This window comes from Arthrobacter bambusae, from assembly GCF_030812595.1.
Lineage (GTDB): Bacteria > Actinomycetota > Actinomycetes > Actinomycetales > Micrococcaceae > Arthrobacter > Arthrobacter bambusae_B.
In genome coordinates this window covers 22347-35076 of record NZ_JAUSSZ010000006.1, presented here as the reverse complement: position 1 = coordinate 35076, position 12730 = coordinate 22347, and the positions used below count along the sequence as shown (strand labels likewise).

Genomic DNA, 12730 nt, shown 5'->3' with positions numbered 1-12730 from the left:
TGCTCCGCCTGGTGGGCTTGATGAAGCCCGCCCGGGCGGTCATGGCCGCGGCGATCCTGTGCATCTGCGGCTTTGTCGCGCTCAACGTCAGCGCCCCCAAGGTACTCGGCGACGCCACGGACGTCGTCGCGGCCGCGGTGTTCGGCGCCCGGTTCGATCCCGGCCGCTTCGTCTTCCTGTTGCTCGTGGCCGCCTGCATGTATTGCGTCACGTCGCTGCTCAGCTGGGCGCAGGGACGCCTCAACGCCCTCGCCGTGCAAAGGCTCGCATATGACCTCCGGGAAGCCGTGGAAGCGAAACTGCATCGGCTGCCCGTGGCCTACTACGACGGCCGCTCCCGTGGCGAGGTCCTGAGCCGGGCGACAAACGATCTCGAAAACGTGTCGCAGACGCTCAACCAGCTCCTCTCCCAGCTCTTGACCTCGACGCTGATGGTCATCGGAGCCCTCGGGATGATGCTGCTGCTTTCGCCACTCCTCGCCGTCGTGTCCCTCATGGCTGTTCCGTTATCGGCATTGGCGTCGATTGTCGTGACCCGACGCTCGCAGAAATACTTTGTCCGGCAGTGGGAGGCCACGGGAGACGTGAACTCCCTTGTGGAGGAGACAGCCACCGGCCACGAGACCATCAAGCTTTTCAACGCCCAGTCCGCGATGGCGGTCCGTTTCGCCGACCACAACGAGGGCTTGTATGCCGCCAGTTCGAAGGCACAGTTCGCCTCGGGGTTGATGGCTCCCCTGATGGGTTTCGTGTCGAACGCCAGCTACGTGGGGGTTGCGATTGTTGGTGCCCTCCAGTTCCTCGCCGGGGCGATGAGTATCGGCGGCATCCAGGCCTTCATCCAATTCAACCGGCTATTCAGCCAGCCCCTGGGACAGATCGGCGGAATGGCCCAGGTCCTGCAATCCTGCGCAGTATCCGCCGGCAGGGTCTTCGAGCTCTTGGACGCCGCCGAATTGACAGCTGAACCGGCGGAACCGGGCGGCGTCGGCCGCGCAGACGCCGGACGAGGCGTTGACGGACCCTTGGGGCTCCCTTCGGATTCGCCTACAGGGCGCGTTGCCTTCGAGCACATTTCCTTCAGCTACCGGCCGGATGCACCCCTCATCGAGGACCTGTCCTTCCATGTGGAACCGGGACAGACAGTGGCCATCGTGGGGCACACCGGAGCGGGGAAGACCACCCTTGTCAGCCTCCTCATGCGCTTCCACGAACTCGGTTCCGGAAGGATCACCATCGACGGCGTGGACATCGCCGGCATGGGACGGGATGCACTCCGCCGGAACTTCGGCGTCGTTCTCCAGGATCCATGGATTTTCTCGGGCACTATCCGGGAGAACATCGAGTATGGACTCCCGGGCGCCAGCGAATCAGAGATCGTGGCGGCAGCCGAAGCGAGCCACGTTGGCCACTTTGTCCGCTCGCTGCCCAACGGCTACTCAACCATGCTCAGCAACGGAGGAGAACCACTCAGCCAGGGCCAAAGGCAATTGTTGTGCATTGCGCGCGCACGGCTCTCGGGCCGCCCCATCCTGATCCTGGATGAGGCGACCAGCTCGGTGGATACCCGCACGGAAGTCCTCATCCGCCAAGCGATGCACAGGCTGCGGAGCAACAAGACATCATTCGTCATTGCGCACCGCTTGTCCACTATCCGCGACGCTGATCTAATTCTCGTCATGGACCACGGACGGATCGTTGAACACGGCACACATCGCTCGCTCTTGGAAAGGGGCGGGTACTACGCCCGCTTGCATGAAGCGCAATTTGCCGCCGGAGTGGGCGAACTCGCCGCAATGCCGGTGAGGTCCGCCAAGCATCGCGCCGGTCAAGGGGAAATGGAAGCATCATGAGCCCGCTTGAGTTTCCCGGTTCATGGCGTCCCAACCAGTCCAGCACCGTCGCGCTGTACGAGCAGCTTCGGCTCCGCATCATCGAGTTGGCCGACGGCGGCACCCTGGCCGTGGGTACCAAACTTCCCGCAGTGCGCAGCCTGGCCGAGCAGTTGGATGTCGCCCCGCACACCGTGGCCCGGGCCTACAAGGAGCTTGAGGCTGCGGGAGTAGTCGCAACCCGTGGCCGCAACGGAACAATCGTGTGCGCGCGCGATGACCGCTGGAGCGCTTTGGCAGCGGTGGCTGCAAGCTACTCGGCGGCGGCCAAGGCGCAGGGCGCCAGCTTCGCGGAAGCCGTCCAGCTTCTGGCAGCCGCCTATGACGCCGATTGATACCCGTCGGTAGGGTGCTGGAGGCCACATGGAAATTCGAAGAAGTTTTCGATTAGCATTAGTGGGTGCCTAAAGCCGTAGCTGAAGTCCCCGCCGTCGAATCCTTCGCAAGCGTTTCCGTGCAGCAACCCGCCACAACCGTAAGACATGACCTGTCACGGCTCGTGGTCAAGGGAGCCCGTGAACACAACCTCCGCAACGTCGATCTCGATCTTCCCCGTGACGCCATGATCGTTTTCACGGGCTTGTCAGGCTCGGGTAAGTCGTCCTTGGCCTTCGACACCATCTTCGCTGAGGGCCAGCGCAGGTACGTTGAGTCGTTGTCCGCCTACGCCCGCCAGTTCCTGGGGCAAGTGGACAAGCCGGACGTGGATTTCATCGAGGGTCTTTCCCCGGCGGTCTCCATCGACCAGAAATCGACGAGCAAGAACCCGCGTTCCACCGTAGGTACCATCACTGAGATCTACGACTACATGCGCCTCCTCTGGGCACGTGTCGGCCGGCCACATTGCCCGGTGTGCCACGAACCCATCACGCGCCAGACGCCGCAGCAGATAGTCGACCAGTTGCTGGAACTCGAATCCGGCACCCGCTTCCAGGTTCTTGCCCCCGTGGTCCGCGGACGCAAGGGCGAATTCGTCGAACTCTTCAAAGAGCTCACCGCCAAGGGGTACTCACGCGCCCGGGTGGACGGAGAACTCGTCCAACTGAGCGATCCGCCCAAACTCGGCAAGCAATTCAAGCACTCCATTGAAGTGGTCGTGGACCGCCTGGTGGTCAAGGAAGGGATCAGCCAACGGCTGACCGACTCGATCGAAACCGCGCTCGGACTTGCGGAAGGCCGGGTGCTGGTCGAGTTCGTGGATCTCGACGCCGAGGACCCCGCGCGGATCCGGGCCTTCTCGGAAAACCTTGCCTGCCCCAATGAGCACCCGTTGGCCATCGACGAAATCGAGCCACGCTCCTTCTCCTTCAACAACCCCTTCGGCGCATGTGCCGTGTGCAGCGGTATCGGCACCAGGCTTGAGGTCGATGAAGAGTTAGTGGTCCCCAACCCCGAACTTTCCTTGAACCAAGGGGCTATCGCGCCTTGGTCGTTGGGCACTGCCACCACGGAGTACTGGAACCGGCTCCTGGAAGGCCTTGCCCAGGAACTCGGCTTCTCCATGGATACCCCGTGGGAGAAGCTGCCGCAGGAAGTTCGTCAGACGGTGCTGCATGGCAAGGACCACAAGGTAGTCGTCCAGTACCGTAATAGGTTCGGCCGGGAGCGCAAGTACAGCACTGGCTTCGAAGGCGCCATCCAGTACGTTCACCGCAAGCACGGCGAAACTGACTCCGACTGGGCACGCGACCGCTACGAAGAGTACATGCGGCAGGTTCCTTGCCCTGCGTGCAACGGTGCCAGGCTTAACCCGGCGTCGCTGTCCGTGCTGATCAACGGCAAGTCCATCGCAGAAGTAGCGGCCCTTCCCATGCGTGATTGCGCCGATTTCCTGGGGAGCCTCACGCTGACCGACCGCGAGGCCCAGATCGCCCACCAGGTGCTCAAGGAGATCCAGGCACGCCTGACCTTCTTGCTCGATGTGGGGCTCGAGTACCTGAATCTCGAACGGCCCTCGGGGACCTTGTCCGGCGGTGAGGCCCAGCGCATTCGACTCGCCACGCAGATCGGCTCCGGCCTGGTCGGTGTCCTGTATGTCCTGGACGAGCCGTCCATCGGGCTGCACCAGAAGGACAACCGCCGCCTCATCGAGACGCTCACCCGGTTGCGCGATCTCGGCAACACGCTGATTGTCGTCGAACACGACGAAGACACCATCCATGAGGCCGACTGGGTAGTGGACATCGGACCTGGCGCCGGCGAGCACGGTGGCCAGGTGGTGCACTCCGGTTCCTACAAGGAGCTCTTGGAAAACACGGACTCGCTGACCGGCGACTACTTGTCCGGGCGACGCAAGATCGACATCCCGGCCAAGCGGCGCAAGTATGAAAAGAAGCGCGAGCTCAAAGTCATCGGAGCCCGCGAAAACAACCTGAACAACGTCGACGCCAGCTTCCCGCTTGGCCTCTTCACTGCGGTCACGGGCGTCAGCGGTTCAGGGAAGTCCACCCTGGTGAACGAGATTCTTTACAAGGTCCTCGCCAACAAGCTCAACGGCGCAAAGCAGGTTGCCGGCCGGCACCGCTCCGTGGCGGGCCTTGAGCACCTCGACAAGGTGGTCCACGTGGACCAGAGCCCGATCGGACGCACCCCGCGGTCCAACCCGGCAACCTACACCGGCGTCTTCGACAACATCCGGAAGCTCTTCGCGGAAACCACCGAAGCCAAGGTCCGCGGATACCAGCCTGGACGCTTCTCCTTCAACGTCAAGGGCGGCCGCTGTGAGGCGTGCTCGGGCGACGGCACCCTGAAGATCGAAATGAACTTCCTGCCGGACGTCTATGTTCCCTGCGAGGTGTGCCATGGTGCGCGGTACAACCGCGAGACCCTCGAAGTCCACTACAAGGGCAAGACCATCGCGGATGTCCTCAACATGCCCATCGAGGAGGGTGCCGAGTTCTTTGCCGCGTTCACCCCGATCGCCCGGCATTTGAAGACCCTCGTCGACGTCGGGCTCGGCTATGTCCGGCTCGGGCAGCCCGCCACCACCCTTTCCGGTGGCGAGGCGCAGCGCGTGAAGCTCGCGTCGGAGCTGCAGAAGCGTTCGAATGGCCGGAGCGTGTATGTCCTGGACGAGCCCACCACGGGCCTCCATTTCGAGGACATCCGCAAGTTGCTCATGGTGCTGCAGGGGTTGGTGGACAAGGGCAACACGGTCATCACCATTGAGCACAACCTCGACGTGATCAAGTCCGCAGACTGGATTGTGGACCTGGGCCCCAACGGCGGTTCAGGCGGTGGGCGCGTCGTTGCAACGGGCACGCCCGAACAGGTTGCCAAGTCCACGGAAAGCCACACCGCCACCTTCTTGGCGGAGATTCTCGGTTAGTCCTGCGTGAACGGCAAGGGAATATCACGGCTGCGGTCGAAGTATTCCCTTGCCGGCATGTGAGTTTCAGGCATGCCTCAACTCGTGAGAAACTAACCCGGTGACTCAAACAATGGTGCCCGTAATCTTTGATCTGGACGGCACCCTTGTCGATCCTGCAGGCGGCATAACCGGTGGCATCGCCGCGGCGCTGGGCGAAATGGGCCTCCGTGTGCCGGAACAGGGCGTGCTGGATTCCATGGTCGGACCCAAGCTGAGCGATTCCCTGGAACACATCGCAGGGGTGCCCGCGGGAAAAGTTGACGAAGTGATCGGGCTTTACCGCAGCTACTACCGTTCGGTGGGAATCGGCCAAAGCCGGCTATATCCCGGTATGCGTGAGCTGCTGGAGTTCTTCGCGGAGTCGCAACGGCCTGTGGCAGTGGCTACCCAGAAGCCCCAAGGCTTGGCGCGCATCGTTTTGGAGCACCACGGCATTGCCGGTTTCTTTGCCTCCATCTGCGGCGCCCCCGACGACGAGTCAAGGGCCGCCAACACGGCTCCGGGGAAGGCGGCGATCGTTGGTGCCGCGTTGGCCGCGTTGGATTCCCAGCCTGCGGTGATGGTCGGGGACCGCCACCAGGATGTTGCCGGCGCCATGGCCAACGGACTCGACTGCATCGGGGTCAGTTGGGGGTTCGCGTCCGACGGCGAACTTCAAGAAGCCGGCGCCGTCGCCGTCGTGGACACCACGGCACAGCTGCTGGAGAAGATCGAAGAACTTGACGCTGTCCGCGCGGCGGCCCTGAGCGAGGTGCAGAACGATGGAAGCCTTTGATGTCATCCGCTGGACCACTCGCGGACTGATCTCCGGCACCTGCCGGCCCACGGTCATCGGGCTGGAAAATGTGCCCAAGCAAGGGCCCTTCATTGTGGCCCCGAACCATTTGTCATTTCTGGACAGCGTGATTGTGCAGGCTTTGATGCCGCGTCCGGTGGGCTTCTTCGCCAAAGCCGAATACTTCACCACCAAGGGCTTCAAGGGCCGTGCGATGAAGGCGTTCTTCCAGGCTGTCGGATCCATTCCCGTGGAGCGCGGAGAGCAAGCGGCAAGTGTGCAGGCGCTCAAGACCCTCTTGGACATCCTGGAGAACGGCAGGGGCATCGGTATCTACCCGGAGGGGACCCGCTCGCGTGACGGCTTGCTCTACCGCGGCCGTACCGGCGTCGGCTGGCTTGCCCTGACCACCGGGGCTCCCGTGGTGCCGGTGGGCCTCATCGGAACCGACAAGTTGCAACCCGTGGACCGCAACACCGTCCGCCCCCAGCACTTCACCATGAAGGTGGGCGAGCCGCTGTACTTCGAAAAAACCGGCCCGGACCATTCCCTTCCTGCCCGGCGCGAAGTCACGGACAAGATCATGGATGCCATTGCCGTATTGAGCGGCCAGGAACGTTCCACGAGCTACAACCAGAGCAAGTCCGCCGAGTAGTCGGGATGCCCGGGCCGGGCGCTCGGTCCGTACGGGGGAGCCCGATTCCCTTACTAGACTGGATCTGTGGCAGATCCAGCGAGTTATCGACCCCAGACCGGAGAAATCCCCGTCACTCCCGGCGTCTACCGGTTCCGGGACGCGCACGGCCGTGTCATCTATGTGGGCAAGGCGAAGAACCTCCGCTCCCGGCTGAATTCCTACTTCGCCAACCCTGCGGGCCTGCTGCCGAAGACGCATGCGATGGTGCACGCGGCCAGCAGCGTCGAATGGACTGTGGTGGGCAGCGAGCTCGAGTCCCTCCAGCTCGAATACACCTGGATCAAGGAATTCAAGCCCCGCTTCAACGTCGTCTTCCGTGACGACAAGACCTATCCGTACCTTGCGGTCACTATGGGGGAGAAGCTTCCCCGGGTCCAGGTCATGCGTGGCGAACGCCGCAAAGGCACGCGCTATTTCGGCCCCTACACTGCCGGGGCGATTCGCGAAACCATGGATACCTTGCTGCGGGTTTTTCCGGTGCGGAGCTGTAGCCCGGGTGTCTTGAAGCGGGCGCAGGCCAGCGGCAGGCCGTGCCTGCTCGGTTACATCGACAAATGCTCTGCGCCGTGCGTGGGGCGCGTCACTCCTGAACAACACCGTGCCCTGGCCGAGGACTTTTGCTCTTTCATGGGCGGCGAGGCCGGCAAGTTTATCCGGCGCCTCGAAAAAGACATGGCGGCTGCCGTGGCGGAACTCGACTACGAACGCGCGGCACGGATCCGCGACGACATCGCGGCTTTGCGCAAAGTCTTCGAACGCAACGCCGTCGTGCTTTCCGAAGACACGGACGCGGATGTCTTCGCCCTTTACGACGACGACCTCGAGGCTTCCGTGCAGGTGTTCCACGTCCGGGGTGGCCGGGTACGCGGCCAGCGGGGCTGGGTCGTGGAAAAAGTCGAAGACGTCACCACTCCGGAACTCATCGAGCACCTCCTGCAGCAGGTCTATGGAGAAGACAGCGACAACCAGGGCCGCATTCCGCGCGAAGTACTCGTGCCGGAGATTCCGAGCAACCATCATGAATTGCTTGAATGGCTCGGTGGCCTTCGGGGCGCGAAAGTGGATATCCGGGTGCCGCAGCGCGGAGACAAAGCCGCCCTCATGTCCACTGTCCGCGAAAATGCCGAGCACGCGATGAAGCTCCACAAAGTCCGTCGGGCAGGCGATATCACCGTCCGCTCCCAGGCGCTCCAGGAACTGCAGGAAGCGCTTGAGCTTCCCGTGCCGCTGCTCCGGATCGAGTGCTACGACATTTCCCATGTGCAGGGCACCAACGTGGTTGCGTCCATGGTGGTGGTGGAGGACGGCCTCCCCAAGAAAGCCGACTACAGGAAGTTCTCCATCACCGGCGCGGCGGCCAGCGATGACACCGCTGCGATGCACGACGTCCTTACCAGGCGCTTCAGGCACTACTTGCAGGACAAGTCCGCCCAGCTGCCCAAGAGCGGAGAAGTTCCGAACCCCGGCAGCGGGGAACCGTCGGACGATGCCGCCCTCACGGGTGCCAAGGCGAGATTCGCCTATCCGCCCAACCTCGTCGTCGTCGACGGCGGGCAACCCCAGGTGAACGCCGCCGCGCGGGCACTCGCGGAACTGGGGATCGACGACGTCTACGTCGTGGGCCTGGCCAAGCGGCTCGAAGAAGTCTGGTTGCCGGATAGCGACTTCCCGGTGATCCTGCCCCGCACGTCGCAGGGACTGTACCTGCTCCAGCGTATCCGCGATGAAGCCCACCGTTTTGCCATCACCTTCCACCGGCAAAAGCGCGGAAAGGCGATGACGGTGTCCGCGCTCGATGGCGTTCCTGGCCTCGGCGAAGCCAAACGGAAGGCGCTCGTGGCGCATTTCGGTTCCCTCAAGAAGATCAAAGCGGCAACGGCCCTCGAGCTCACTGCCGCAAAGGGGATCGGCCCTGCCTTGGCGGAAGCCGTCGTCAGTCACTTGGCGGCAGCCGGCGCCGCTGGAGAGGCCGCTCCTGCCGTGAACATGACCACCGGCGAAATCCTTGAAATTTAGCTAGGGTAAGAGGCGGGCACCTGCGCAAGGCGGAGCGCCTTCGGATCATGCCAGAAACTTTGGACCATCTCAGAAACGGGGAAACTTGATGTCAGAGGCAACAGCAGAATCCGGCGCGGAGCAGGACGGCCTCATCCCCGTCAAGCCTGTCGAAGCGGAACTGCTGGTGGTGACTGGCATGTCCGGAGCCGGCCGCAGCACCGCCTCTGACGCCCTGGAGGACCACGGCTGGTACGTTGTTGAAAACCTGCCGCCGCAGATGCTGGGGACGCTTGCTGAAATCGTCTCGCACGCGCCCCAGTCCATTCCCAAGCTCGCGGTCGTCGTGGACGTGCGCAGCAAAGGGCTCTTCACCGATATCCGGACGGCGCTCGGAGCACTCAGCGCCAGCGGAATCACCTTCCGCCTCCTCTTCCTGGATGCCAGCGACAACGTGCTGGTGCGGCGCTTCGAACAGGGCCGGCGCCCGCATCCGCTGCAGGGGGGTGGCCGTATCCTCGACGGCATCTCGGCGGAACGCGACGTCCTGAAGGAACTCCGGGAGTCGGCAGACGTGGTCCTGGACACAAGCACGTACAACGTCCACGGCCTGGCTACCGCCATCACCGAACTTTTCACCGACACAGGCCCCGTGGCGCTGCGCTTGAACGTCATGAGCTTCGGCTTCAAATATGGCCTGCCCGTCGACGCCAATTTCGTGGCGGATGCACGCTTCATCCCCAACCCCCATTGGGTTCCGAAACTGCGTCCGCACACGGGGCTCGACGCCGATGTCAGCGACTATGTGCTGGGTGCCGACGGAGTCAAGGACTTCATTGACCGCTACGTCCTTGCCTTGGAGCCCGTCCTCGACGGCTACCGGACGGAAAACAAGCACTACGCAACCATTGCCGTTGGTTGCACGGGCGGCAAGCATCGTTCAGTCGCGGTCGCCGTCGAGCTTTCCAAACGGCTGGCGCAATACCCCCGGGTCACCGTCACCACAAGCCACCGCGATCTGGGTCGCGAGTAATGGGGGTCCTGACCGGACCCCTGCCGTTGGTTCCACCGAAGGGCACCCAGGGCAGCCAGCCTGCCAAGGGCCCCACAGTCGTGGCGCTCGGCGGCGGACACGGGCTTTCCGCATCGCTGTCGGCGCTGCGGCTGCTGACCACGGAGCTCACTGCGATTGTCACCGTTGCCGACGACGGCGGATCCTCCGGGCGGCTGCGCGAGGAGTACGGCGTCCTTCCGCCGGGCGACCTTAGAATGGCGCTGAGCGCCCTTTGCGATGACACCGATTGGGGGCGCACCTGGCGGGACGTCATGCAGCATCGCTTCAAGACTCCCAGCGGTCGCCCAGGCTCCTTGGACCACCATGCCATGGGGAACCTGCTCATAGTCACCCTCTGGGAGCTTCTCGGCGACGCCGTGGCCGGATTGAAATGGGCAGGCGCCCTGCTGGGCGCGCGTGGCCAGGTCCTCCCGATGTCCACGCAGCCGCTGAACATCGAGGGCGACGTCCGTGTGCCGTTGCCCGGGGGCGGGTACGAGTTCCAGGCCGTCAAAGGCCAGGCCAAGTGCGCTGTCGCGGGATCGCTCGAAAACGTCAGGCTGCGTCCGGAAGACGCGCGCGCTTGCATCGAAGCGTTGACTGCCATCGAGCTTGCGGACTGGATCATCCTGGGCCCCGGCTCCTGGTACACGTCCGTGTTGCCGCACTTGCTGCTGCCCGAAATGCGCCAGGCCTTGTGCGACACTCCCGCCAAACGCTGCCTCACCATGAACCTTGCAATGGACACCAAGGAAACCTCCGGCATGTCCGCAGCGGACCACCTGGATGCCTTGCGGCACTACGCGCCGGAGTTCAGTGTGGACGTTGTCCTGGCCGATCCCTCCTCGATATCGGACCTCAAGGAATTCGAACGGGCTGCCGGGATGATCGGTGCGGAGGTGGTCTTGGGTAAAGTGGGGGCGTCGAGCCGCCGTCCAGTCCACGACCCGCTGCGTCTGGCATCGGCGTATCACGATATCTTCGGGAATAGTTAGGAACATACGATGGCACTGACCGCATCGGTCAAGGAAGAACTTTCCCGGCTGGACATCAAGAAGTCGTCCGTCCGCAAGGCCGAAGTCTCGGCCATGCTGCGTTTCGCCGGCGGGCTGCACATCATTTCGGGCCGAATCGTGATCGAGGCGGAGGTTGACCTCGCCGCCACGGCGCGGAGGCTGCGCGCCGCGATCGCCGAAGTCTACGGGCACCAGAGCGAGATCATTGTCGTCTCCGGCGGGGGACTCCGGCGGGGTAGCCGCTATGTCGTCCGAGTCGTGCGCGACGGCGAAGCCCTGGCCCGCCAGACCGGGCTCCTGGACGGCCGGGGACGGCCTGTACGTGGCTTGCCTTCCGCCGTCGTCAACGGTTCGGCGTCGGATGCGGAAGCTGTGTGGCGCGGCGCGTTCCTGGCTCACGGATCCCTCACCGAACCTGGCCGGTCCTCTTCGCTTGAGGTCACGTGTCCCGGGCCGGAATCGGCACTTGCCCTGGTAGGCGCCGCCCGGCGCCTCGGAATCCAGGCCAAGGCGCGGGAGGTGCGCGGCGTGGACCGCGTGGTGATCCGTGACGGTGACACGATTGCCGCGCTGCTCACCCGGATGGGCGCCCATGACGCCCTCATGGTGTGGGAGGAACGCCGCATGCGGAAGGAAGTCCGGGCGACGGCCAACCGCCTGGCGAACTTCGACGACGCCAACCTGCGCCGTTCAGCCCAGGCCGCCGTCGCCGCCGGCGCCCGCGTGGACAGGGCGCTGGAAATCCTGGGCGACGACGTTCCGGACCACCTCAAGTACGCCGGTGAACTCAGGGTGGCCCACAAGCAGGCCAGCCTGGATGAATTGGGCCGGCTTGCCGACCCGCCCATGACCAAGGACGCCATCGCGGGGCGGATCCGCCGGCTCCTTGCCATGGCGGACAAAAAGGCCGGCGACCTGGGGATCCCGGGCACCGAGGCAAATGTGACCCCCGAAATGATGGACGAATAAAGCTCCCGTCCTAGAATCGTGAGGGTGTAGATTTCCGGCCGCTTCGCCGGTCGGATGAACAAAACGAGAGTTACCAACCGGACCCCGGTCCACTGCATTGGAGGATTTCGTGACAGAGTACGTACTGCCCGAGCTCGGCTACGACTACGCAGCACTTGAGCCGCACATTTCGGCGAAGATCATGGAGCTGCACCACAGCAAGCACCACGCTGCCTATGTAGCAGGCGCCAACAACGCTTTGGCCCAGTTGGCCGAGGCTCGCGACAAGGGCGACTTCGCCAACATCAACCGCCTCTCCAAGGACCTCGCGTTCCACACCGGCGGCCACATCAACCACTCCGTGTTCTGGAACAACATCTCCCCGGACGGCGGCGACAAGCCCGAGGGCGAGCTGGCCGCGGCCATCGACGACGCCTTCGGCTCCTTCGATGCCTTCCGTGCCCAGTTCTCGGCAGCCGCGCTCGGCCTGCAGGGATCCGGTTGGGGCTTCCTCGCCTACGAGCCCATCGGTGGGAACCTCCTCATCGAGCAGCTCTACGACCAGCAGGGCAACGTCGCAGTCGGCACCACGCCCCTGCTCATGCTGGACATGTGGGAGCACGCTTTCTACCTCGATTACGTCAACGTCAAGGCTGACTACGTCAAGGCATTCTGGAACATCGTCAACTGGGCAGACGTCGCGAAGCGCTTCGAAGCGGCCCGCGCGAACGCCACAGGGCTGATCGTTCTCTAGCAAGGCTCGTGCCACCTCGGTGCGTGACGCGGAATACATGAGGATGTAACAAACTTCACATTCAGGTGAATTTCGCCCAAATACCGGATTGTCTGCCCCCGCAGTTGCGGGGGCAGACGTAGTTAAACGTAAGATGGGTCACGGAAGGCGGTTAGCCTTCAGCAACGTGGCTGGTCGCCCTCCGATCTGATAATCACTTCTGCCCAATGATGTGCGGGAATTGTTAGTT

Annotated in this window: 10 protein-coding genes; all 10 read left to right on the top strand. The window is 63.6% G+C overall.

Annotated features, from left to right (window positions below; genetic code table 11):
* Positions 1-41 precede the first annotated feature (41 nt).
* The 10 genes from J2S96_RS09745 (at position 42) to J2S96_RS09700 (ending at position 12501) form a co-directional block, all read left to right on the top strand.
* Entirely contained in the window at positions 42-1853 is a 1812-nt protein-coding gene (locus tag J2S96_RS09745) for an ABC transporter ATP-binding protein (RefSeq protein ID WP_370873074.1), read from the top strand.
* Positions 1850-2227, top strand: a complete 378-nt coding sequence (locus tag J2S96_RS09740) for a GntR family transcriptional regulator (protein ID WP_306862403.1) — start codon at positions 1850-1852, stop codon at positions 2225-2227. Before J2S96_RS09745 ends, J2S96_RS09740 begins: the two co-directional genes overlap by 4 nt.
* A gap of 65 nt (positions 2228-2292) precedes the next feature.
* The gene (uvrA, locus tag J2S96_RS09735) at positions 2293-5220 is read left to right on the top strand and encodes an excinuclease ABC subunit UvrA (RefSeq protein ID WP_306862400.1); all 2928 of its coding nucleotides are present in this window, start codon (positions 2293-2295) and stop codon (positions 5218-5220) included.
* 100 nt (positions 5221-5320) lie between these two features.
* Positions 5321-6037, top strand: coding sequence for an HAD hydrolase-like protein (locus J2S96_RS09730; protein ID WP_306862397.1), 717 nt, complete (start codon positions 5321-5323; stop codon positions 6035-6037).
* Positions 6024-6692, top strand: a complete 669-nt coding sequence (locus tag J2S96_RS09725; RefSeq protein WP_306862395.1) for a lysophospholipid acyltransferase family protein — start codon at positions 6024-6026, stop codon at positions 6690-6692. The genes J2S96_RS09730 and J2S96_RS09725 overlap by 14 nt, the downstream gene beginning before the upstream one ends.
* Positions 6693-6758: 66 nt before the next feature.
* A complete protein-coding gene (gene uvrC / locus J2S96_RS09720; protein WP_306862392.1) occupies positions 6759-8750 on the top strand; it encodes an excinuclease ABC subunit UvrC in 1992 nt (663 codons plus the stop codon).
* 88 nt (positions 8751-8838) lie between these two features.
* The gene (rapZ, locus tag J2S96_RS09715; protein WP_306862390.1) at positions 8839-9762 is read left to right on the top strand and encodes an RNase adapter RapZ; all 924 of its coding nucleotides are present in this window, start codon (positions 8839-8841) and stop codon (positions 9760-9762) included.
* Positions 9762-10778 carry a gluconeogenesis factor YvcK family protein gene (locus J2S96_RS09710; protein WP_306862388.1) on the top strand — a complete coding sequence of 339 codons (1017 nt, stop codon included), beginning with the start codon at positions 9762-9764 and terminating at the stop codon, positions 10776-10778. The genes rapZ and J2S96_RS09710 overlap by 1 nt, the downstream gene beginning before the upstream one ends.
* Positions 10779-10787: 9 nt before the next feature.
* Positions 10788-11768, top strand: coding sequence for a DNA-binding protein WhiA (gene whiA, locus J2S96_RS09705; protein ID WP_306862386.1), 981 nt, complete (start codon positions 10788-10790; stop codon positions 11766-11768).
* Positions 11769-11877: 109 nt separating this feature from the next.
* Positions 11878-12501, top strand: a complete 624-nt coding sequence (locus J2S96_RS09700; RefSeq protein WP_059389282.1) for a superoxide dismutase — start codon at positions 11878-11880, stop codon at positions 12499-12501.
* The last annotated feature ends 229 nt before the right edge of the window (positions 12502-12730 follow it).